General features: G+C 65.3%; 24 protein-coding genes, 1 tRNA gene and 1 other RNA gene. 15 read left to right on the top strand and 11 right to left on the bottom strand.

What is annotated here, in order from left to right:
- Nucleotides 1-2 precede the first annotated feature (2 nt).
- The 5 genes from J7I79_RS08145 to J7I79_RS08125 all read left to right on the top strand — a co-directional run bounded on the left by J7I79_RS08145 (nt 3) and on the right by J7I79_RS08125 (nt 3,604).
- Nucleotides 3-1,028 carry a Gfo/Idh/MocA family protein gene (locus tag J7I79_RS08145; protein ID WP_214952137.1) on the top strand — a complete coding sequence of 342 codons (1,026 nt, stop codon included), beginning with the start codon at nt 3-5 and terminating at the stop codon, nt 1,026-1,028.
- Nucleotides 1,025-1,495: a heme-degrading domain-containing protein gene (locus tag J7I79_RS08140; protein WP_214952135.1), complete on the top strand. Its 471-nt coding sequence runs from the start codon at nt 1,025-1,027 to the stop codon at nt 1,493-1,495. Before J7I79_RS08145 ends, J7I79_RS08140 begins: the two co-directional genes overlap by 4 nt.
- Before the next feature lie 10 nt (nt 1,496-1,505).
- Nucleotides 1,506-2,063, top strand: coding sequence for a GNAT family N-acetyltransferase (locus J7I79_RS08135; RefSeq protein ID WP_214952133.1), 558 nt, complete (start codon nt 1,506-1,508; stop codon nt 2,061-2,063).
- A 159-nt stretch (nt 2,064-2,222) separates the two neighbouring features.
- Nucleotides 2,223-2,930 (top strand): DsbA family oxidoreductase, encoded by a 708-nt coding sequence (locus J7I79_RS08130; RefSeq protein WP_214952131.1) that lies wholly within the window; start codon nt 2,223-2,225, stop codon nt 2,928-2,930.
- A 50-nt stretch (nt 2,931-2,980) separates the two neighbouring features.
- Nucleotides 2,981-3,604 (top strand): TetR/AcrR family transcriptional regulator, encoded by a 624-nt coding sequence (locus J7I79_RS08125; RefSeq protein ID WP_214952130.1) that lies wholly within the window; start codon nt 2,981-2,983, stop codon nt 3,602-3,604.
- A 4-nt stretch (nt 3,605-3,608) separates the two neighbouring features.
- Here the strand turns inward: J7I79_RS08125 and J7I79_RS08120 are convergent, their stop codons facing one another.
- Together J7I79_RS08120 and J7I79_RS08115 are read right to left on the bottom strand one after the other, a co-directional pair.
- Nucleotides 3,609-4,274 (bottom strand): LytR C-terminal domain-containing protein, encoded by a 666-nt coding sequence (locus J7I79_RS08120; RefSeq protein ID WP_214952128.1) that lies wholly within the window; start codon nt 4,272-4,274, stop codon nt 3,609-3,611.
- Complete coding sequence (locus J7I79_RS08115) at nt 4,267-4,566, bottom strand: type II toxin-antitoxin system VapB family antitoxin (RefSeq protein WP_028272925.1); 300 nt, start codon at nt 4,564-4,566, stop codon at nt 4,267-4,269. The genes J7I79_RS08120 and J7I79_RS08115 overlap by 8 nt, the downstream gene beginning before the upstream one ends.
- A 147-nt stretch (nt 4,567-4,713) precedes the next feature.
- Between J7I79_RS08115 and J7I79_RS08110 the strand changes: the two genes are divergently transcribed.
- Nucleotides 4,714-5,628 carry a hypothetical protein gene (locus J7I79_RS08110; RefSeq protein WP_214952126.1) on the top strand — a complete coding sequence of 305 codons (915 nt, stop codon included), beginning with the start codon at nt 4,714-4,716 and terminating at the stop codon, nt 5,626-5,628.
- 241 nt (nt 5,629-5,869) lie between these two features.
- Nucleotides 5,870-7,345 (top strand): stealth family protein, encoded by a 1,476-nt coding sequence (locus tag J7I79_RS08105; protein ID WP_396020178.1) that lies wholly within the window; start codon nt 5,870-5,872, stop codon nt 7,343-7,345.
- 12 nt (nt 7,346-7,357) lie between these two features.
- Here the strand turns inward: J7I79_RS08105 and J7I79_RS08100 are convergent, their stop codons facing one another.
- The 5 genes from J7I79_RS08100 to J7I79_RS08080 all read right to left on the bottom strand — a co-directional run bounded on the left by J7I79_RS08100 (nt 7,358) and on the right by J7I79_RS08080 (nt 12,142).
- Nucleotides 7,358-8,299 carry a phosphodiesterase gene (locus J7I79_RS08100; protein WP_214952124.1) on the bottom strand — a complete coding sequence of 314 codons (942 nt, stop codon included), beginning with the start codon at nt 8,297-8,299 and terminating at the stop codon, nt 7,358-7,360.
- A gap of 195 nt (nt 8,300-8,494) precedes the next feature.
- Nucleotides 8,495-9,706, bottom strand: coding sequence for a formaldehyde dehydrogenase, glutathione-independent (gene fdhA, locus J7I79_RS08095; protein ID WP_214952122.1), 1,212 nt, complete (start codon nt 9,704-9,706; stop codon nt 8,495-8,497).
- 305 nt (nt 9,707-10,011) lie between these two features.
- Entirely contained in the window at nt 10,012-10,191 is a 180-nt protein-coding gene (locus J7I79_RS08090) for a hypothetical protein (RefSeq protein WP_214952120.1), read from the bottom strand.
- Nucleotides 10,192-10,434: 243 nt separating this feature from the next.
- The gene (locus tag J7I79_RS08085; protein ID WP_214952118.1) at nt 10,435-10,920 is read right to left on the bottom strand and encodes a glutathione peroxidase; all 486 of its coding nucleotides are present in this window, start codon (nt 10,918-10,920) and stop codon (nt 10,435-10,437) included.
- A 97-nt stretch (nt 10,921-11,017) separates the two neighbouring features.
- On the bottom strand, nt 11,018-12,142 hold the full coding sequence (locus tag J7I79_RS08080; protein WP_251042550.1) for a peptidoglycan DD-metalloendopeptidase family protein: 1,125 nt from the start codon (nt 12,140-12,142) through the stop codon (nt 11,018-11,020).
- Between the two features lie 440 nt (nt 12,143-12,582).
- Here J7I79_RS08080 and J7I79_RS08075 point away from each other — a divergent pair, with 440 nt between their 5' ends.
- Nucleotides 12,583-13,494, top strand: a complete 912-nt coding sequence (locus J7I79_RS08075; RefSeq protein ID WP_214952114.1) for an oxygenase MpaB family protein — start codon at nt 12,583-12,585, stop codon at nt 13,492-13,494.
- A 48-nt stretch (nt 13,495-13,542) separates the two neighbouring features.
- Here the strand turns inward: J7I79_RS08075 and J7I79_RS08070 are convergent.
- A tRNA-Ser gene (locus J7I79_RS08070) sits at nt 13,543-13,627 on the bottom strand.
- A 416-nt stretch (nt 13,628-14,043) separates the two neighbouring features.
- On the opposite strand from J7I79_RS08070, the gene J7I79_RS08065 reads away from it, so the two are divergent.
- The 6 genes from J7I79_RS08065 to J7I79_RS08040 all read left to right on the top strand — a co-directional run bounded on the left by J7I79_RS08065 (nt 14,044) and on the right by J7I79_RS08040 (nt 20,562).
- Nucleotides 14,044-14,370, top strand: coding sequence for a hypothetical protein (locus tag J7I79_RS08065; protein WP_214952112.1), 327 nt, complete (start codon nt 14,044-14,046; stop codon nt 14,368-14,370).
- 59 nt (nt 14,371-14,429) lie between these two features.
- Nucleotides 14,430-14,526: signal recognition particle sRNA small type (ffs, locus tag J7I79_RS08060), an RNA gene on the top strand.
- A 51-nt stretch (nt 14,527-14,577) separates the two neighbouring features.
- On the top strand, nt 14,578-17,739 hold the full coding sequence (locus tag J7I79_RS08055; protein WP_214952110.1) for a DNA polymerase III subunit gamma and tau: 3,162 nt from the start codon (nt 14,578-14,580) through the stop codon (nt 17,737-17,739).
- Nucleotides 17,740-17,880: 141 nt separating this feature from the next.
- Nucleotides 17,881-18,480 (top strand): recombination mediator RecR, encoded by a 600-nt coding sequence (gene recR, locus J7I79_RS08050; RefSeq protein WP_214952108.1) that lies wholly within the window; start codon nt 17,881-17,883, stop codon nt 18,478-18,480.
- A 22-nt stretch (nt 18,481-18,502) separates the two neighbouring features.
- Nucleotides 18,503-19,123, top strand: coding sequence for a GNAT family N-acetyltransferase (locus J7I79_RS08045; protein ID WP_214952106.1), 621 nt, complete (start codon nt 18,503-18,505; stop codon nt 19,121-19,123).
- Nucleotides 19,124-19,203: 80 nt separating this feature from the next.
- Nucleotides 19,204-20,562, top strand: coding sequence for an aspartate kinase (locus tag J7I79_RS08040; protein ID WP_214952104.1), 1,359 nt, complete (start codon nt 19,204-19,206; stop codon nt 20,560-20,562).
- Between the two features lie 82 nt (nt 20,563-20,644).
- Here the strand turns inward: J7I79_RS08040 and J7I79_RS08035 are convergent, their stop codons facing one another.
- Together J7I79_RS08035 and J7I79_RS08030 are read right to left on the bottom strand one after the other, a co-directional pair.
- On the bottom strand, nt 20,645-20,827 hold the full coding sequence (locus J7I79_RS08035; protein WP_104174145.1) for a hypothetical protein: 183 nt from the start codon (nt 20,825-20,827) through the stop codon (nt 20,645-20,647).
- A gap of 147 nt (nt 20,828-20,974) precedes the next feature.
- A complete protein-coding gene (locus J7I79_RS08030) occupies nt 20,975-21,202 on the bottom strand; it encodes a hypothetical protein (RefSeq protein ID WP_214952102.1) in 228 nt (75 codons plus the stop codon).
- Between the two features lie 80 nt (nt 21,203-21,282).
- On the opposite strand from J7I79_RS08030, the gene J7I79_RS08025 reads away from it, so the two are divergent.
- The gene (locus J7I79_RS08025) at nt 21,283-21,795 is read left to right on the top strand and encodes a MarR family winged helix-turn-helix transcriptional regulator (protein ID WP_214952100.1); all 513 of its coding nucleotides are present in this window, start codon (nt 21,283-21,285) and stop codon (nt 21,793-21,795) included.
- A 5-nt stretch (nt 21,796-21,800) separates the two neighbouring features.
- Here the strand turns inward: J7I79_RS08025 and J7I79_RS08020 are convergent.
- Nucleotides 21,801-21,978: integrase core domain-containing protein (locus J7I79_RS08020; RefSeq protein ID WP_214952487.1), on the bottom strand; the 178-nt coding region annotated here is incomplete at its 5' end.

The following is a 21,978-nucleotide window of genomic DNA, read 5'->3' as shown; positions in this document are numbered from 1 at the left end:
ACGTGACCACCCCCAACACTGGCACCTCTGACGGCAGCGTCCGCTGGGGAATCCTCGGCACCGGCTTCATCGCAGGGCTCCAAACGCAGGACCTGAACGAGAACGGATTCACGGTGCAGGCCGTGGGTTCGCGCACCCTGGAATCGAGCAAGGCGTTCGGCGACAGGTTCGGCATTCCCACCGCGCATGACAGCTATGAAGCACTGGTTGCCGACCCCGACGTGGACGTCATTTACATTGCCACGCCTCATCCGTTCCACCATGCGAATGCGCTGCTGGCCCTGAACGCCGGAAAGCACGTCCTGGTGGAGAAGGCATTCACCATCAACGCCCGCGAAGCGCAGGAGATTGTTGAGCTGGCCGAGTCCAAGGGCCTTGTAGCGCTGGAGGCCATGTGGACGCGGTTCCTCCCGCACATGGTCCGTCTTCGCGAGATCATCCAGGAAGGCACCATCGGCGAGGTCCGGAAGGTGGTCGCCAGCCACAACCAGAGCCTTCCCAAGGACCCTGCCCACCGGCTGAACGACCCCGCGTTGGGCGGTGGGGCGCTGCTGGACCTCGGCATCTACCCGATCTCTTTTGCCTTTGACGTCCTGGGCACCCCGGAGCGTATCCAGGCGAGCGCCACGATGACGGCGACACGCGTGGACGGCCAGACGGCGGCGATCTTTGACTATGCCGGCGGTGAGCAGGCCCTGGTGGACTGTGAGATGGACGCTGCAGGAGCGAATCGGGCCGTCATCATCGGAACGGAGGGGTGGATCGACATCGAATCCGTTTGGTACAACCCTGTGCCCTTTACCGTTTACGGCGTCGATGGCGATGTTGTGGAGCGCTTTGATCAGCCGGTGAACAGCCGGGGGATGCAGTTCCAGGCCGCCGAGCTGGAGCGCCTGATCCGGGCTGGAGCCACGTCCGGGACCATCCTGCCGCCGGGCGAGAGCGTGGCCATTATGGCCGCCATGGATGAGATCCGCCGACAGATCGGCCTCAGCTACGAAGCTGACACGGTAGTTGGCACGAAATGACTGATTCTGCCCGCCTCGCTGAACTGAAGCAGCACGAGGAAGAGCTTGTTTTCGCGAGCTTCGACCATCACGATGCCTGGCGGCTCGGCTCGCTGATCGCCAACCGAGCAATCACCGAGGGCCATGCTGTTGCCATTGATATCCGCCGGCACAACATCGTGCTCTTCCGCTGTGTCCTGCCCGGAGCCACGGCCGACCAGGAGGAATGGATCCGCCGCAAGTCGGCCGCCGCCCTGCGCTTTGAGCACAGCACGGCGCTGCTCACCGAGCAGTTCACGGACTACGACCCCACCCAGGGCGGCTGGCTCGCGCCGGAGGACTACACGCTGGCCGGAGGGTCTTTCCCTATCCGTGTCCGAGGCACTGGCGTCGTCGCCGCAGTGACGGCATCCGGGCTGTCCTCCGAAGACGACCATCAACTGGTGGTCGACAGCATCAGGGCGTACCTGAAGGAAGCCGCGGACTAGAGTTTTAGGCATGACGCACACCATCCGGAAAGCAACCGCGGACGACGCCGGACGGCTGGCCGGGCTTGCCGCCGTCACCTTTCCGCTCGCCTGCCCGCCGGACTCCTCCCCTGCCGATATCGCGGCGCACCTGGCCGCGACGCTCAGCGAAGCGAACTTCCGAAGTTACTTGGCGGACCCCGGCATCACGGTCCTGGTGATCGATTCCGACGGCGACCTCCGCGGCTACAGCATGCTCGTGGACCGTCCGGCCGGGGATCCGGACGTTGCCGCCGCACTGACCGCCCTTCCGGCCACCGAGCTCAGCAAATGCTACGTCCACCCCGACCACCACGGGCAGGGTACCGCGGCTGAGCTGATGCACGCCAGCCTCGGCGAGGCCGCCGCCGCGGGTGCCCGCGGAATGTGGCTGGGAGTCAACAGACAGAACGCCAAGGCCATCCGCTTTTATGAGAAATCAGGCTTCCGGAAGGTCGGCACCAAGTCGTTCACCCTGGGAACCACGGTGGAGCACGACTTCGTGATGGAGCAGGCACTCCCCCGCCCCGAAGCGCGAACGGACACTTAAGCCCCCCCAGCGAAGCCCCCCAGCGCGAAGCGCGAACTGGCAGCAAATGCCCGCAAATCCGCGTTTTGAGGGCGTTAGCTGCCAGTTCGCGCTCCCGGCAGTGACCAAAGCGACATGCCGCCGGGGAATGGATGCAGCGGGAACCCGGTTGTTGGCAGCATGAAGATTGAGATCTGGTCCGATGTCGCGTGCCCCTGGTGCTACATCGGCAAGCGCCGTTTCGAAGCAGCCCTGGCCGAATTCCCGCACCGCGATTCCGTGGAGGTGCAGTGGCGCAGCCACCAGCTGGACCCGACCCTGCCCGAGCACTACGACGGCACCGAACTGGAGTACCTCAGCACCCGGAAGGGCATGGCGCCGGCGCAGGTCTCGCAGATGTTCGAACATGTGGCTGAACAAGCCAAGGGTGAGGGGCTCAACTACCGGTTCGACGCCGTCGTGGTTGCCAACAGCTTCACCGCCCACCGGCTGATCCACCTGGCCGCCGCCCACGGCAAGCAGGATGCCGCCAAGGAACGCCTGCTCAGCGACCACTTTGAGCACGGCAGGGACGTCGGCAACCGGGAGTACCTCACATCCCTGGGCCTGGACCTGGGGATCGACGCCGCGGAGCTGGATGAACTGTTCACCACGGACAAGTACGCCGACGACGTCCGGTTCGATTTCGAGGAGGGCCGCGCCCTGGGGATCAGCGGCGTGCCGTTCTTCGTGATCGACCGGAAGTTTGGACTCTCCGGCGCCCAGCCGTCGGCGATGTTCAGCCAGGCACTCAACCAGGCATGGCAGGAGAAACAGCCCCTCGTGATGGCCGGCACCGGCAGCGACGGCGGCGCCGAAGCGTGCGGCCCCGACGGCTGCGCCGTCTGACTCCGGCCCGGTTGCCGTGGTTTGCTGACAGATCACTGTAAAGTGTCTGTATGCCTAGGATTTCGGCCGCCACGAACGCTGCCCAACGAGCCGAGACCCAACGCCGCATCCTGACCGGGTTCGGCGAGCTCCTCTTCACCCACGGCCTGCCCGGGCTCACCATGACCGATGTTGCCCGCCATGCAGGCATCGGACGCACCGCTGTGTACAACTACTACGCGGACATCGAAGAGCTGCTCATCGCATACGCCCTGGACGAAACCGAACGCTTCCTCTACGGCCTCCGGGAGTCCCTGCAGTCCCTGGAGAACCCGGTGGCGCGCCTGGCCCTGTATGTCCGCGCCCAGGTGGAGGACCTGAGCCGCCGCCACCTTCCGCCGGGCCCGGCGATGGCCGCTGTGCTTTCGCCGGCGTCCTTCTCGAAGCTGGCCGACCATGTGGGCGAGCTGAGCCTGCTTCTCCAGGACATCCTTCGCGACGCGATGGCGCAGGGCTATCTCCCGGCGGCGGACATCGTGCAGCTGGCGCAGCTCATCCACGGCACCCTGTCCTCCAGCGCGGCGCGCGGGGACGGCAGTCCGGAAGCAGTGCTCCGCACTGTTCGGTTCATCCAGCTGGGCGCGGGGGCACGGTTCGACGGCGGCGGCCTTCCCGTGCGGTTCAGCCAGCCATAGTCCCTTACCCGGCTTTGGGGATCACCGGCCACTTGGCGCTGTCCACGATCCGGCGGCTCTCGCGCGGGCAGCCAAGCTTGCCGGGCGTCTGGTCCACCAACTCGGGCCCTGTCAGCTCCTTGAAATCACCCGAAAGGATCACGTCCACGCTGCCGTCGGAACGGCCGTCCTGGAAGTAATCCGATTCCGGCAGGTTGCGCTGGACGCTGAAAGCGGCCGACTGGCCGGCGGCCCCGGAAACCACTGCAGCCACGCCCCGGTAGCCGGACTGGGTGTTGCCCACGTCGGCCACCGCGAATTTCCTGGCCAGGAACTCATCGGCCACGGAACGGGCCAGGCCCGGCCGGTTGGTGGCGTTGTAGACATTCAGGCTGACTTTGTCGTTCGGCGTGTAGTCAAAAGTCGCCGTGGGGCACGCCGACACCGACGATCGGCTGCTCTCCGCCGTCGGGATCTTGATCTGCCCGTTCATGATGGCCAACGCAACGATAATGGCGGCGATGATCAACCCCACCAGCAGCACCAGCACCATGCCGTGCAGGATTCGGCGGCGCAACCGGACGGGGTTGTCCCCGGCGTCTTCCGGCTCAACGAATGTGGCTCTGAGTTCCCTTCCGGAAACCACGCGGTGCCCGTGCAGGACGGTGATGTCCTTGGGTTTCTTAGCCATCTATCACCAGCACACGGGCGTGGATGGCGGTGCGCTGGTGCAGTGCGGTCCGGACAGCACGGTGCAGCCCGTCCTCGAGGTACAGGGTTCCCCGGTATTGCACAACGTGGGGAAAGAGATCGCCGAAGAACGTGGAATCCTCGGCGAGGAGAGCCTCGAGGTCGAGCGTGCGCTTGGTGGTCACCAGCTCATCGAGCCGGACAGGACGCGGCGGAAGCGCGGCCCACTCCTTGGGGGTGTTGTAACCATGGTCGGGGTAAGGGCGTCCCTCGCCCACAGCTTTGAATATCACCCTGCAAGCCTATGGAACTTGCCCGTCCAAGGGAACGAATGACCCAGTGCTGCGCCAAGGTTGTAGCCAAATGGTGACCATTGGCTGCCGGCGACGCAGCAAGGCAACATTCAGCGCCGTGCCGCCCCGGACTGCCAGAATGGAGCTATGACTGCACCCGAGAACCCAGCTGCCGCATCGCCGTCGGCTCCTCCCCTTGCCCTCCTGCTCGACGTCGACGGCCCGGTGGCCAGCCCCGTCACCCGCGATGTTAAGCCGGAGATCATTGCGGACATGGTGGCCCTGGCCACGGCTGGGATTCCCGTCATCTTCAACACCGGCCGTTCGGACGCATTCATCCGGGAACAGGTGATGGAGCCGATGATCGCGGCCGGCATGCCCGCCGGAACAGTCATCCACGCCATCTGCGAAAAAGGCGCCGTCTGGTTCAGCTACACGGCTGCCGGGCCCGGCCCCGTGCACGTAGATCACGAGCTGGCCGTCCCCCGCTCCTACGGCGACGACGTCCGCCGGCTGGTCTCGGAGGACTACGCAAAACACATGTTCTACGACGAAACCAAGCGGGCCATGGTGTCGGTGGAACAGCACATCGACGTGCCGAGCCAGGACTACCTCGACGAACAGAAACTGTTCGACACCGACGCCATGGAGCTGATGGCCCGCCACGGACTGGGTGTGGTCCGGCTGGACCACCATGCTCCCGATTCCGACGACCAGATCGATTACCGGGTGGATCCGACCATCATTTCCACGGACATCGAGTCCGTGCGCCTCGGCAAGGACCTGGGTGCCAGCCGTGCCGTGGAGCTGCTCGCGGCGCAGGGCATCCGGCCGCTTGCCTGGCGGACGGTGGGCGATTCACGCACGGACTACGCCATGGCTGACTGGCTGCACCACAACGATCACGAGGTGAAGCATGTGGACGTCCGGCCTGCCGACGGAGTGCCCGTCAAGCCGTATGCGGTCCTGACGGCGGCCGACTTGGGGCTCGCCGAAGACGTGATTCACGACGACGCCGGCGGCGCGTTCCTGCACAGCTGGCGGGATGCCCTGGCCGGCTAGCCACGGCGTCCCCGTCGGTGTCGCGCCCGGTACGGAGGCCGGCATCCGGGATTAGTCCAGTTTTTTTACGCGGGTTATCATGCAAATAGGACCCCTATAGACGACAGCTCGGAGAAACACCATTACAGACGCACTGGTTCAGGATGAGATCTACTACGGAGGTCAGCCTTCCGACGACGGCGGGAGCCACCCCGAGGTAACGTCGCCGGCCGCTGTTGCACGGCTGAAGAATCGCCCCGACGTGGTCCGCCACCGGGGGCGTTATGCGCTGATCAATTCCACCCGTACGCCGTACCAGGCCATGGTGGAGGACCTGCTGTTCATCCGCAATGTCCTCGCCAATGCGGGCCTGGACTATCTCCTGGTCCGCGGCAACAACCACCGGCCCGTTATTGCGCTGGACTGGAAGGACCGGAAGAAGCTCCGGGCCGCGCTGGTGGAGGCGTGCCGCAACGAGCCCGTTTACTCCATGACCGTGGACGCCAAGAAGAAGTCCTCCGTACTGGTTGCCGACGGCGAGCTCTCCATCAACCGCAACGCCCGCATCTTCCGGCTCTACCGTCCGCGGGTGGAACCCGACGGCGGTTTCGAGTTTGGTTCGTCCGCCGGCGTGCAGATCGAGCTGTGGAGCTTCGAAGGCAACCAGCTGATCCTGCCGATCGAAAATTCCCTTACCCGCCGGACCATGCTCACCACCGACGCCGTGCGCGGCACCGTGGAACGCTACGGCCACACCTGGCCCACCATCGAGAACATGTTCGCGGACCACGCCAGCGACATCAGCTTCGACATTGACATGGTTTTTTCGTGGGTTGACGGCAGCTCCCCGGAATACATCGCGGCGCGGCGTGCCCGGATGGCCGGTGTGGTGGTGGGCGAGGGCGATGACCATGAGGCCCGCTTCCGCCAGATCGACGAACTGAAGTACGCCCTGCGCTCGGTGTACATGTTCGCTCCGTGGGTGCGGCGCATCTTCATCGCCACGGACTCCCCGGCGCCCGCCTGGCTGGCTGACCACCCCACCGTGACCATTGTGCGCAGTGAGGAGTTCTTCGCGGACCCGTCGGTGCTGCCCACGCACAATTCGCAGGCCGTGGAGTGCCAGCTGCACCACATCGAGGGACTCTCGGAGCACTTCCTGTACTCGAACGACGATATGTTCTTCGGCCGCGCGGTTGGACCGGACATGTTCTTCACCCCGGGCGGCGTCACCAAGTTCATTGAGGCGGAAACCCGCATCGGCCTGGGTGACAACGACGCCGAACGCAGCGGGTTCGAGAATGCGGCCCGGGTCAACCGGAAGCTGCTGTGGGACCGGTTCGGCCGGATCACCACCCGCCACCTGGAGCACACCGCCGCCCCCTTGCGGCGCAGCGTAGCGGCCACTATGGAGGAGGAATTCCCGCAGGAATTCGCCAAGACCGCAGCCAGCAGGTTCCGTGCGGCGGACAACATCTCCGTGACAAATTCCTTCTACCACTACTACGCCCTGCTGACCGGGCGGGCGGTGACCCAGACAGCGGCGAAGGTGAGGTACGTGGACACCACCGCCCGCGCCGGCCTCAATTACCTGCCGAAGCTCCTGTCCAAGCGCAACATGGATTTCTTCTGCCTGAACGACGGCAGCTTCCCCGAAGTGGAAGCGGAGGAACGCGCCAGCCTGGTCACGGAATTCCTCGAAAAGTACTACCCGATCAAGGCGCCCTGGGAAAAGTAGGGCTACCCAGCCTCAGTTGCCCACTCGGATCATGGGGATGCTGTGTGTGGGCGGGTGCCCTTGCGTTTTGGCCTTCCGCGGAATCCGGATGCCGGCCGCTGCCAGCCGCCGCTGGGTTTCGGCCGCCGTTACGACCTCGCCCACTGCTGCTGCGCTGCCGACGGGAACAACGGAATGTACGATCGTGTGCTCGTAAACGTGCACGAGGTTGAAGGCCTGGCCTCCGTCGCGGGGCCGGGTGCCGCCCACGGGTACGTTCAGGTCCTGGGTGTAGCAGGTGGCGGAGGCCACCGATACGGGGATGCCGGCGAAGCTGGCTGTGGTGGAGTAATGCAGGTGTCCGGCCAGGATGGTGCGGACATCCGAGTTACGCACTACCGCTGCCAGGGCCGCCTGGCCGCGTAGCTCCACGAGGACAGCCAAATCCAGCACGGAGGGAACCGGAGGATGGTGCAGCGCCAGGATGGTGCCGTCCGGCGCGGGCGTCTCCAGTTCCGCGGCGAGCCATGCCAACTGCGCCTCGCTGAGCTCACCGTGGTGAAATCCCGGCACCGAGGTGTCTAGTGTGATCACCCGCAGGCCGTTGATGAAGTAGCTGTGGTCCACCGGCGAGTCGTTTCCGGTCTGGTCGAGCAGCCCGGTGCGGAAGTTTTCACGGTCGTCGTGGTTTCCCATGGCCCAGATGACCTGGGCGTTCATCGCCTTGCAGGCTGGCTCCACGATGGCCCGCAGCTTCGCGTATGCCTCGGGTTCACCCTGGTCCGCCAGGTCGCCGGTGAATATCACGGCTTCCGGGCGCGCCCCTGAGGCTTTGACTTCCTCAAACAGTTGTTTCAGGCGGGATTCGCTGTCCACTGCGCCATAAAGATGATCCGGACCTCCCAACAGGTGGGGGTCGCTCAGGTGGAGTAGAAAATGACGTGGCCGGGGGTGTTCGGCCTCGATGAGCTCCATTACTGCCTTCGTGGTTGGTTGGAAGCGGCGCCTCCAGTGTCCCTCTCAGTAATGTCTATCCAATCAGACATTCGGCCAACAATGTGCAAACTCCAGTACGCATGTTGGAAAATTCGGTAATAACGAGTAGTCCGGCGGACACCTACCCGCCTCAGTATGTGTCCGCCGGCGCGTGGCTACTCAGGTACCTGGCGGCTAGCTCAGGTAGCCGTTCGGATTCAGCACATATTTCGTGGCGGCACCGGCGTCGAATTCGGCGTAGCCCTTGGGCGCGTCCTCCAGGCTGATCGCCCTGGCATTAACGTTCTTAGCGATGTGCACCTTGTCGTGGAGGATCGCCATCATCAGCTGGCGGTTGTACTTCATGACCGGACACTGACCGGTGGTGAAGCCCAGCGACTTGGCCCAGCCCGTTCCCAGACTGATCGAGAGCGAACCCTTCTTGGCCGCCTCGTCCACACCGCCCGGGTCTCCCGTGACGTACAGGCCCGGAATGCCCAGTGCGCCGCCGGCAGCCGTGATTTCCATCAGCGAGTTGAGCACCGTGGCAGGGGCCTCCTGCGCTCCGGCACCGTGGCCGCGTGCCTCGAAGCCCACCGCGTCAACGCCGCAGTCGACCTCCGGAACGCCCAGGATCTGCTCAATCTGGTCAGCCGGCCCGCCCTTGGTGAGGTCAACGGTCTCGCAGCCGAAGCTGCGTGCCTGTGCGAGCCGCTGCTCGTTCAGGTCGCCAACGATCACTGCCGCGGCACCCAGCAGGTGGGCACTGGTTGCAGCAGCGAGGCCGACGGGGCCCGCGCCCGCAATGTAGACGGTGGACCCCACCCCGACCCCGGCCGTGACTGCGCCGTGGAACCCAGTGGGGAAGATGTCGGAAAGCATGGCCAGGTCCAGGATCTTGTCCAGCGCCTGGTCCTTGTCCGGGAACTTGAGCAGGTTCCAGTCCGCATAGGGCACCAGGACATAGTTGGCCTGGCCGCCCACCCAGCCGCCCATGTCGACGTAGCCGTAGGCGCTTCCCGGCCGGTCCGGATTGACGTTGAGGCAGATTCCGGTCTTGCGTTCCTTGCAGTTCCGGCAGCGGCCGCAGGCGATGTTGAAGGGAACGGAACAGATGTCCCCCACTTTGATGAATTCGGCGTCGGGGCCCACTTCCACCACTTCGCCGGTGATTTCGTGGCCTAGCACGAGGTCCGGAGGCGCCGTGGTGCGTCCGCGCACCATGTGCTGGTCGGAGCCGCAGATGTTGGTGGCGACCGTTTTGAGGATGACGCCATGGCGCACAGAACGGCCGACGTTGGCGGGGTTGACGCCCGGGCCGTCCTTGAGTTCGAAGCTGGGATAGTCAATGTCGATCAGTTCGACTTTGCCCGGTCCCTTGTAGGCAACGGCTTTGTTCCCTGTCATCTCTTTCCTCCTGGCTTCACGGGCACCCAAACGGGTGCCCTGCTGTGATTCACGAAGTACTGATGCGCCCTCCCCTGGCTGGCATGAGCCGGCCGTACCATCCTGCGATGCTGCGCCGTCAAAGCCGCGCAGCAGGGTTGCGGGAAGCCGGAGGGTCCAGCCAGTCTAGGCCGGGGGGATGGTGCGTAACAGGGACCAAAGTCCCGCCTATGCAGTTGGCGGGACCACGGCGGCGGATGACCCGGACAGGCCGCTCCGCCGCCGTGCTTCCAAACCTTACAAACAGTGCTTCCAGACGGTCCGGCCTACGACTCCAGGACCAGGAGCTGGGTTTTGTCCGCGTCCCAGCGGACCCATACTTCGTCCTCCGGCGCGAAACTGGCGGCGGAGTCGGAGCTCAGCTCACGCAGCTGAAGGTCATGGCCACGCCAAAGGAAGGTGTGCCGCCGGATTGGCTGGCGTGGTGCGGGGTCCTGATCCCTCATCAGCAATGCGGGGACCGACGGCGGCGGTTCGCGCAACGCCGTCCATCACCGAACCGGCCGGATGGATCTCAAACTCAGCCGTCAAGCGGCCGTTGGGGTGCCGCAACTCTAACTGAAGTTGCTCATTAGTCAACGGTTGTAGTTCTTTAATAAACAAACCATGTATTTTCGGCTGCCTCGGGGGAGCAAAACCCCGGCACAATGTGCCGGGGCTCTTCCGTTGGATGGATCGTTGGCCTTCCATCAGGCGAGGGCGTCCTCAATGGCCGCAATGACCTCTGGTGAGTCGGGCTCCACCGTGGGGGCGAAGCGCGCCACTACCGCGCCGTCGTGGCTTACCAGGAACTTCTCGAAGTTCCACTTGACCAGGCCGGGCAGCGGGCCGTTCTTGAACTGGGTGAGCTCGGCATAGAGCGGGTGCTGGTCCTTGCCGCGGACGTTCGCCTTGGCGGTGAGCGGGAAGGTCACGCCGAAATTGCGTTGGCAGAATTCGGCGATGTCGGCGTCATTTCCCGGTTCCTGCCCGGCGAACTGGTTGCAGGGCACACCCAGGATCTCAAAACCCTGGTCCCGGAACTTCCCGTAGAGCAGTTCGAGGCCGGCGTACTGGGGCGTAAAGCCGCATTGGGAGGCCACATTGACCACCATCACCACGTTCCCCTTGAAACGGCCAAAATCGGTCTCCGTTCCGTCGTTGAGTGTCAGCGGAATGGAGTAAAGGGAATTCACGGAGGGCTTCCTTAGAAATGGGTCTTGGCTGTCATTTATGGACAACGGCCAAGCGTACGGGTTCGTGCCCTCGCGAAAGTTTGTTCCGGACTTTACGTCACGGCGTGGGGGTGGCCGTGCCCGTCGGGATCGGTGCCGGCTGGCTGTCAGTGGGATCAGGGGCGGTGCCGGGTTCGGTGGTCATCGTGGCAGTGGGCTCCGGTACGGGGGCCCCGGTCGGCTCCTGTGTAGGCTCCTGTGTTGGCTCGGCGGTCGGCTCCGCCGTGGAGGTGAACGTCGGTGCGAACGTGGGAGTGGGGGTCGGCGTCGCAGTGGGCGTGGCCGACGCGGCAGATCCTGTCTGCGGCGGCGCAGGTGTGGTCGTCGCAGACGGTGCGGCGGTCGCCGTCGGCGTCGGCGTTGCGGTCGGCGTCGGGCTCCCCGGTGTCGTCGGGGAAGCGGAAGCGCTCGGCGTCGCAGTCGCGGTGGACGACGGCGTCTGCGTCGCCGATGCCGACGGCGTCCCTGTCGCCGTCGCGGACGGCGTTCCCGCGACGGGCGCCTCTGTTTCCCCGCCCGTCACCGTATGCGAGTTATCTGCAGACACGGGGATGGCCCACGTCGGGTCTCCTGCGGGGGCATTCGCACCGGGCGCGTAGCTGATCATATCGATGTTCCCGAGCTGGTCCAGCTGTTTGATGGGCAGGAGCTTCCACTCGAGCGGGTTGGCATGGACTCCGTTGCGGATGGTTTCGAAATGCAGATGGCACCCCGTGGACGAACCGGTGGTGCCAACTTTCGCGATAACTTCGCCCACCTGGACGGAGTCCCCCTTCTTGACGGCGATGCCTTCCAGGTGGTTGTAGGTAGTGATCAGCCCGTTGCCGTGGTCGATTTCCACGCGGTTGCCGCCGCCCCAGGGGTGCCAGCCCACGGCCCGGACCACACCGGCGTCGGCCGCGTAGACCCTTGTGCCGCACGCGGCCGCGAAGTCCTGGCCCCAGTGAAACTCCCCCGCGGTGCCGGTCAACGGGCTGACCCGAAGGCCGAAGCCCGAGGTTTCGTTCAGCACTTCGAGCGGCGCCATCAGCGAGCCGGCCGGGGGGCGCCTCAGCTCGTCGGAGGCAACGTTCAGTTCGTGCTTGCCGCTTCTGGATGTGGTCCGGATGTCACTGCGGCTGAAGGAGAGCAGGGCATTGGCATTCGCAGAGATGCTTTCGGGGGCAATACCCAGCGGTTTCATGAAAGCGCTCGGCCAGGAGGATGCCATTGCCGGACCGCCCACTGCGGCCTGTTCAGAGGCTGAAGCGACCACAGCCGGCGGCGCAGAAGCAGGTCCTTGGAGGCCAAAAGCGATCACGCCAAGCGTCGAGACCGCGCAGACGCCGAGTAGCCGCGCGGCGGCTAGGCAAGGCCTGGCGGGATGTTCCTCGTGTCCATATCCCCAGTGATTTCCCACGTGCTGACTCCTGCGATAGGCCCGCCAGACCCCAATCTCGACGGACTTACGTTTCCTATGGGACCACAGCCCCATGACCTCTGGGAACCCCCGACGCTGATCCTGTTCGGGCACTCCCGCGGAATTCCGGCGTTGCGGGCCAGAATTCCCAGCATGCTCACAGCTCCCGGGCGTTGCGGACCCGCCCGCAGTTCCGTTTCCGGCCGCGTGCGCGAGAATAAAGCATGCGCAATGTCCTCAGGGATTGGCAGGCCGAGCTCAAGCAAACTCTTACCGGGTCCAGGGACGCAGTGCCTGGCTGGGTGCCCCGGCTGGAAGAGGGCGACGACGCCGGATATCACCTTCCGGGGTCCGCCGTCTGGGCTGTCCATGGGTCGATGACAACCATCGTGGCTGGCATCCGGGCGCTCCTGATGCAGGCCCTGCACCCGGGCGCCCTCGCCGGCGTCTATGATCACTCGCGGTTCCGCGAAGATCCCTTGGGACGGCTTGCCGGAACCATCCGGTGGATCTTCACCGTGTCCTATGGCTCCACGGCCGCGGCGCATGAGGCGTCCGACTGGGTACTCCGGCTGCACGAGTCGGTGCGCGGCGAGTATGTGGACGGCCATGGCGTAGCCCGGAGCTACTCAGCCAACGACCCCGAACTGCTCCGGTGGGTGCACATCGCGTTTACGGACGCATTCCTCTCCGCCCACAAAATCTGGGGCCGGTCCATCCCCGGCGGACCGGATGCCTACGTCCGCGAGTGGGCACAGGCCGGCCGGCTGATGGGAGTGGGTTCGCCCCCGCTCAGCGAAGCGGAGATGCGGCAACAGCTGGACAGCTGGTACGACGACGGCGACCTCCGCTCCGATGAGAGGGTCGCCGAGATCGTGGCGTTCATCCGCAACCCGCCGCTTCATCCTTCGCTGCGCCGCGGCTACAGCATGCTGTTTGCCGCCGCTGTTTCCAGCCTCGAACCGAAATACCGGGACATGCTGGGACTCCGGACGCCGCGGCTGGGGCCCTTTCCGTTTCCGGTGCGGCTCGGCACCAAAGTGGCTCTCGCCGTCGTCCATGTGGCCTTGGGCAGGGTTGGGCAAAGTGAACAGGCCGCGAGGCGGCGCCTTCGCCGCCTCGGGTTTAACGCCTAGCCGGGCCGGAAAGCAAAAAGGCCCCGGTCCGAGGACCGGGGCCAAACGCGGAGAATGGGGGATTTGAACCCCCGAGGGCGTTAACCCAACACGCGTTCCAGGCGTGCGCCATAGGCCGCTAGGCGAATTCTCCAGTAGCTTCTGAATCAAAAGCAGATACTAGAGTACCTGAACTTTTCGGCATCACCCAATTGGGCCTAATTGCGCGTTACGTCAACGCATTCAGCGGCCGCCCGCGGGCACGGGTTCCGCGGGCCGGCGCGCCCGTGAGTCACGCCAAGAAAGTGCCCGCGAAAAGTGCCCTTAACGTCAAAATGGACGCCCCCAATGCGCCCACTCCGCCGGAACACCGTTGAGCTGCCGGGTCCGGCCCTCGCGCCAGGCCCTGCAGCTCACAACCTTGAGCTCAAGTTGAGATTGCCCCAATCGGTGTACATATCCATGGTCCGCCTTGTGCCGATGATAAGCAAGGGTTGCTACTTGAATCTCGGCGGACCGTTACCTAGTTGTGCTGCTCTCCGCTCCTTCAGTTACTGGGAGGATGGGCGTATGACGCAGCTCCACGCCCTGGTGACCTACGTTCCCGCCGATCACGCGGAGGCGGTCCTCACTGCGTTAGGTGATGCCGGCGCCGGACGGATCGGCAACTATTCGCACTGCGCATTCACTGCCCCGGGCACCGGCCGGTTCACGCCCCTCACCGGGTCCCGTCCTTTCATCGGAGCAGTGGGCCAAAGCGAACAGGTGCCGGAAGTCAGGATCGAATGCGTCGTGGAGGCAGAGCTGCTCGATGCAGTGGTTCTTGCCCTGCGTTCCGCCCACCCCTATGAGGAACCGGCGCTGATGAGCTGGGAAGTGAACGGGCACCGCTCCTGACCGAACACAGGCCCTCCGCCGCCGGTTCGGGGCACACGAAATCATCGGGTAAACTCATTGACGGCCCCTCATGTGGCGTCATCCTGTTGAACTCCCCCAGGACCGGAAGGTAGCAAGGGTAAATGGGCTCTGGCGGGTGCATGGGGGGTCTTTACTATTCCCCCACAGGGCGGCAAACTGTCAGCCCGGATTGGTAGGGTTTTCTCTGTGAGTGTTACAACCGCCCTTTATCGCAGATACCGTCCAGACTCGTTTGCTGACGTTATCGGGCAGGAACATGTCACAGAGCCGCTGATGACGGCGCTGCTAAAGAACCGCGTCAACCACGCCTACCTGTTTTCCGGTCCGCGCGGCTGCGGAAAGACTACTTCGGCCCGCATCCTGGCCCGCTGCCTGAACTGCGCCGAGGGCCCCACAGACACTCCCTGCGGCAAGTGCCCCAGCTGCGTTGAACTGGCCCGCGGCGGCTCGGGTTCCCTCGACGTAATCGAGATCGACGCCGCGAGCCACGGTGGCGTCGACGACGCCCGCGACCTTCGCGAACGCGCCACGTACGCCCCCGTCCGGGACCGCTACAAGATCTTCATCATCGACGAAGCCCACATGGTCACCTCCGCCGGCTTCAACGCGCTGCTCAAGATCGTGGAAGAGCCGCCGGAACACATCAAGTTCATCTTCGCCACCACGGAGCCGGACAAGGTGATCGGCACCATCCGTTCGCGGACCCACCATTATCCGTTCCGACTGGTTCCCCCCGAGCCCCTCATGGCGTACCTTGAGCTGCTCTGCAACCAGGAAAACGTTCCCGTGGCCCCCGGAGTGCTGTCCCTGGTCATCCGGGCCGGTGGCGGTTCGGTCCGTGACTCGCTCTCCGTCCTGGACCAGCTGATGGCCGGTGCCGGCCCCAACGGGCTGGACTACGAACTTGCCGTGGCACTCCTTGGCTACACCCACGCGTCCCTGCTGGACGACGTCGTGGAAGCCGTGGCCGCCTCGGACGCCGCCACCGTCTTCCGCGCAGTGGACCGCGTCATCCAGACCGGCCACGATCCCCGCCGCTTCGTCGAGGATCTCCTCGAACGCTTCCGCGACCTCATCATCGTCCAGGCCATGCCTGAAAGCGCCCAATCGATCCTGCGCGGCATGCCGGCCGACCAGATAGCGCGCCTGCAGAACCAGGCGCACAACCTTGGCGCAGCCGAGCTCTCCCGCGCTGCAGATGTCACCAACACCGCCCTCACAGAGATGACGGGCGCAACGTCGCCACGGCTTCACCTTGAGCTGCTGTGCGCCCGTATCCTCCTCCCCAGCTCCGAGCAGACTGAACGCGGTATCGCCGCACGGATCGACCGTGTTGAGCGACGCCTGAACTACGGCGGCAACGACGTCGGGGCTCCGGCGCCGGCCCCCGCTCCTGCGACTTCCCCGGCACCCGCTTCCGTCCCCGCGGCGGCCGCGACTTCCGGCCCGGCACCCGCACCTGCTGCTGCCCGGCCAGCCGCAGCACCGGCACCTGATCCCGTGGCTGACGTGCAACCTGCAGCAGCCCGCAGCGAGGCGCCTGCACGGGAATCCCTCACCCCGCCCCGGGTCTCCACGGCCGACTGGCCCGTTGGCGAGCCGGCAACTGCGAACCGTGGCATGTCCGGCCAGGCCCCTTCCCGTCCGGCGGCTCAGCAGCCGGTGGCGGCCGCTCCGGCCCCCGCGGAGCCTGCACCGGCACCGGCATCATCCGAGCAGCCGCCGGCGGCGGCTCAGCCGGTACCTGTGAGGACCGAAGCAAGGCAGCCGACGGCGGAAAGCCCGGTTCCGGCGGCCGGCCCCGGCGGCGACGTCGAGGTCCTTCGCCGTGCCTGGCCTGACGTCCTGCAGACCCTGAGCAAAATCAAACGCAGCACCTGGGCCCTCGTGGAACCGAATGCCCAGGTGGGCCAGTTCGACGGCCACGTGCTCACTCTGGCCTTCACCACTTCCGGACTCGCCGGTGCCTTCGGACGGGCAGACCACTCGGAAAATCTCCGCCAGGCAATCCACAAAACCGTCGGCATCGACTGCCAGATTAACGCGGTGTCCGGCGGCGCCAGCAGCTCAGCGAGCTCTGAGCCAAACCCAAAAGCACTAGGTAGCCGGGATACTCAGGCGACCCCAAAAGCACCAGCCGGCCGGGAAACTCCGGCGACGTCCGCTGACGTTGCCTGGGGGCTTGCCCCTGCGGCGCCGGTAGCAGACGCTGCTTCCGACCGGACACCTGCAGCCGAGGCCTCCGCTGATGCCCCTGCCCCTCAACCGGGGACCGGCTCGGCGCCTGTACGCGCCGCCGCTGCCGGCTCAGGATCGGACGACGATGCTGGCACCGCCGTGACTTCCAGCGCCGCGAACCCGGATCTGCGGCCTGCCCCGGCTCCGCCGGCGCCGCCGTCCCTCGACGACGTTTCCGGTTCCTACAGTTACCCCGACGACGACTGGGGTCCGCCCCTGGACGAAGATGCCCCTCCGATGGAGGAAGAACCGCCCATGGACTGGGCGCCGTCCGCTCCGGTGCAATCACGTCCGGTCCAGCCCGGCCCTGCGTCGGCCGGCACACCGGAACGTCCGGCCGCGGACGGCCAGCAATCAAGCCAGCTACCGGCCAAGAAGTCATCCGTAGGCGGCACTTCAGCGGGCGGGACAAGCAAGACGACCACCGACGATCCGTGGGCCCGCGCCATGGAAGAGGCGCCCGGCGTCTGGTCCGTGGTTGCTGAGTCGAACGTGGGCAAGTCCGTGGAAAACCCGGACATGGCCGGGCAGCCAGCTGAGCCGGAATCCCCGACGCCCCACTACGAGCCTGCTGCAGCCCAGCTCCCCCGGGCCGCCGAGACTCCACAGGACACCCCGCCGCTCCAGTCCGACGAAGCCCAGCGCCCGGCAGAGATCCGTCAACCAGTAGGGGCACTCTCCGGTGCGGGCAGTTCCTCTGCGGGGTGGGCGCCGTCCGCGCAGTACGGTCCCGCAGCGGCGGCCGACCCGTCAGCCACGATGCCGGGCCCCGATGTCCGCAGCGTCGCAGCTGCACCTGCACCTGCACCGGCGGCGTACGTGTCCCCAGCGCAGGCAGCTCATGCCCCGGCAGCCACCCCCAGCGCGACGTTGAAGCAGAGCCTGTACCAGCGGCTCTCCAACAGCCCTGAGGCCGAAGCAGGCCGGGCCAAAGCCCCTGCGCGCCAGGCGGATGCCACCAAGACCTACGTCCAGGACATCCCCAGTGCGGATGACGAAACGATCGAGGAATCGGGCGTCTTTGGACGCGCCGCCGTCGAGCGTATTCTGGGCGGAAAGCTGGTGGAGGAACGGTCGCTGGACGGAAGCCCGCTGCCGCCCCGCTTCTAGCCCGCCGCCGGTCGGGCGCGTCTTTTCGGCGGCACCCGACGGAGTGGTTTCACGCCGTCGGCCCCCTGCGGAGAACGGACGCCGAAGACCAGCACCCGCCAACTTGCGATTCAAACAAACGAGTTAACGAACGAGGACATTGTGTACGAAGGTGCAGTTCAAGAGCTGATCGACGAACTTGGCCGCCTTCCCGGCGTGGGGCCCAAGTCCGCCCAACGGCTGGCATTCCACATCCTCGAAGCGGACCCGCAGGATATGAAGCGGCTTGTCGACGCCATCACCAACGTCAAGGAACGCGTGAAATTCTGCACCGTTTGCGGCAACGTCACGGAGCAGGAACTGTGTAACATCTGCCGCGACCCGCGCCGCGATCCGTCTGTCATCTGCGTTGTGGAGGAATCCAAGGACGTCCTGGCTGTTGAGCGCACCCGATCCTTCCGCGGCCGCTACCACGTCCTCGGCGGCGCCATCAATCCCATCGCCGGTGTCGGGCCGGAACAGCTGCGGATCAGGGAGCTCCTTAACCGGCTCAACGACGGCGCCATCCAGGAGATCATCATCGCCACCGACCCCAATCTTGAGGGAGAGGCCACAGCCACCTATCTGGCCAGGATGCTGAAATCGATCGGGATCGCGGTCACCAGGCTTGCCTCCGGGCTGCCGGTGGGCGGCGACCTGGAGTACGCGGACGAGGTCACTCTGGGGCGGGCGTTCGAGGGCCGCCGTAACGCGCTGAGCTGACCCGGCCACCAACCGGCAGACCATGCAACCGATCCCCTACCTCGTCACGGAACGCCTGGAACTGCGCCCCCTGACGGAATCCGACGCCGTCGCCCTGCGCGGACTCCGGGGTCATCCCGATGCGGTCCGCTATTTGTCGCACCAGCCATTGAGCGCCGTACAGACCGATCTCCTCCTCGCCGATTTGCTGACCCAGGCGGAACGCTCCACAGCGGATTGGTTCCATATCGGCTGGGCCGTGGTGCTCCGGTCAACGGGTGCGGTGATCGGCGACGGCCGCACGTGGAACACACCGGAACCGCCGCTGCCGGGCAGCCTGCCCGCCCGGCATGCCAGCCTCGGTTACCTCCTCCACCCGGACCACCACGGCAAGGGCTACGGCAGCGAAGCCGCCGCGGCGCTGGTCCGCTGGCTCTTCACCGAAAGCGGCACCGACACCATTTTCGCCGGCGTCTACGAGCCCAACACCGCCTCCCGGCGCCTCCTCGAACGCCTCGGCTTCGTCCGGGATCATTACTTCACCGCCGCCCAGGACACCCACGGCAAGGCGCTGGCTTCCTGGCGCTACCGCTTGGCCCGGGAAGGGTGGGGCGCCGGGCCACCATACGGTCACAATTCCACGCCGCGCGGCTCCCGGCGATAAACTGGGCACATCAGTTACGCCGTCGCGCCGTTAGGTTGCTTGGCCCCGGAACCCCGATTTGATCCAGTGAGGGTGCGCGCATGAGTATGCCCACTACCGAAGTGAAGACCGAAAATCAGCCGCATGTGGTGCCCATCGCCATCGGCCGCACCAAGCAGCTCATTGTGCAGAAATTCGGCGGCTCCTCGGTTTCTGACGCGGACGGCATCAAACGGGTGGCAAAGCGTGTAGTTGACGCGCAGAAGGCCGGCAACGAAGTAGTTGTGGTGGTCTCCGCCATGGGCGACACCACCGACGAACTCCTGGACCTTGCCGCGCAGGTCACCGATTCGGCCCCTGCGCGCGAAATGGACATGCTCCTCTCCGCCGGTGAGCGCATCTCCATGGCCCTCGTGGCCATGGCCATCAACAAGCTCGGCGCCTCGGCCCAGTCCTTCACCGGCTCGCAGGCAGGCATGATCACCGACGGCATCCACGGCAAGGCGCGCATCATCGACGTCGACCCGCACCGGATCCGCACCGCCCTGGACAAGGGGCATATCGCCATCGTGGCCGGCTTCCAGGGGATGAGCCGCACCACCAACGAGATCACCACCCTGGGGCGCGGCGGCTCCGACACCACGGCAGTGGCCCTGGCCGCAGCGCTGGACGCTGACGTCTGCGAAATCTACACGGACGTGGACGGTATCTACACCGCGGATCCCCGGGTGGTCGCCTCCGCCCAGAAGATCGACCGTATCTCCAGCGAAGAAATGCTGGAACTGGCCGCTTCCGGCGCCAAGATCCTGCACCTGCGCTGCGTGGAATATGCGCGGCGCTTCGGCGTGCCGTTGCACGTGCGTTCCTCATTCAGCCAGAACGAAGGCACCTGGGTCATGCCCGGAGCCGACGACAAGATCACGACCCAAGAGGGAGTTGCCTTGGAGCAGCCAATCATCTCCGGCGTTGCACACGACCGTTCCGAAGCCAAGGTCACCGTGGTGGGAGTCCCCGACATCCCGGGCAAGGCTGCCGCGATCTTCCAGGTGATCGCCGACGCACACTCCAACATCGACATGATCGTCCAGAACGTTTCCACGCACGGCACGGGCCGGACGGACATCTCCTTCACGCTTCCCATCGTGGAAGGTGCCGACGCGCTCACTGCCCTCCGTGCCGCCCAGCCGGAAATCGGCTTCGAAAGCATCGAATACAACGAGCAGATCGGCAAGCTGTCCCTGATCGGCGCCGGCATGCGTTCACACCCCGGCGTATCGGCCACGTTCTTCAAAGCCCTGTCTGACGCCGGGATCAATATCAACATGATCTCGACGTCGGAAATCCGCATCTCCGTGGTGACGCACGCGGACCTGCTCGACGATGCGGTCCGGGCCATCCACAAGGCATTCGGCCTGGACAGCGAAGACGAAGCAACGGTGTACGGCGGCACCGGCCGCTAGGGCTTCTTAGCTCCCATCACAAAAGAACGGCACAGCGGCAGGTCCGCTGTGCCGTTCTTTTGTGTGCAGTTCTATCCGCGGGCTACGTGATGTCTTCCTTGCGAACCGCGTAGTGGTGGCCCTCGGAATCTGTCTCTACTTCGAAGTGGGCGAGGTCCTCTTCGGAAGCAGCCTCAAAGTCGTCGTGCTTGTGAACAACAGGTGCCGCAGTATCACCCCGCGTGGCTGGTCCGAAGAAGAACCGCAGCTTGTCGGTCTTGCTCATAAACCGCTGAATCGCCTTTGCCACGATCCCCACCCCCTTTCCCTTGCTCGGGTCAAGCAGTGATGCGTTGGCCGGTAGGTGCGTGTGCCCATATTTTACGCCCGCGAACGCAAAAAGGCCCCTGGGGTGCGGGACCCTGAAAACGGTTTAGCGATGGGACTTGTCGTCCGGGTTCCGGGGCACCACATACGTGCTGCCGTCCGGCCTGCGCATCGTTTCCCACTGCTGCGACTCCGCTTCGCGGCGGGCAAGGAGGGCCTTGTTCTCGTCGGTCATCTCGTGGCCAAGCGCACTGCGGTTCGCGGGCCCGAAAATGGCCCGGAGCCTGCCTGTGGCGCGCATGAACCTTTGGGCTGCATTTTCCTTGTTGGCCATTGCGGAATCCCTTTCAGAACGGTCGAGTTCAATCCAGTGTACGCTAATCATTAGTGCACTAACGATTGAGGGGAACCCGGATGAACCAGCGCCCGGCCGCGGCCATCGAAGCGTCTGACGAAGACCTCCTGCTGGAGCATCAGCTCTGCTTCGCCCTGACGGTAGCGTCCCGGAACGTCGTGGGCGCCTACAAACCGGTGCTGGACAGGCTGGGGCTGACCCACCCGCAGTACCTCGTGATGCTCTGCCTGTGGGAGTCCAGCCCGCGCTCGGTGCGCGACATCAGCGAAGCCCTGGCCCAGGAACCCGCCACCATTTCACCGCTCCTGCGCCGCCTTGAAACGGCCGGCTACATCACGCGCGGCCGCGCCGCCGGCAACGAGCGCGCACTGGCCGTCGGACTCACCCCGAGCGGCGCAGCCCTCCGGCAGCAGGCGACGGCGGTCCCCGGAACCATGATGGAACGGCTGGGCCTGACCAGGGATGCCGTAGGCCATCTGCACCAGGCCATGATGGACCTGATCTCAGCCACTAAAACCGCAGCCGAACGTGATGCGGCCGGACGGGGCGCTGGCGCCCAGCCCGGCGCCTAGCTGTATTAACCACGGAGGTTGGTGACGCGGCTGGCGGGTGGTTGACCCTTGAGTGAGGTGTGGCCTCGGTTGTGATTGTAGTGGTGCAGCCAGGCCGGGAAAGCGGCAACACGCTCGGCCTCTGAGGCGTATGGCCGGGCGTAGGCCCATTCGTTGAGCATGGTGCGGTTGAACCGCTCGACT

It is taken from the genome of Arthrobacter sp. ISL-69 (genome assembly GCF_018613775.1).
Lineage (GTDB): Bacteria > Actinomycetota > Actinomycetes > Actinomycetales > Micrococcaceae > Arthrobacter.
This window is presented reverse-complemented; position numbering and strand designations above follow the sequence as displayed.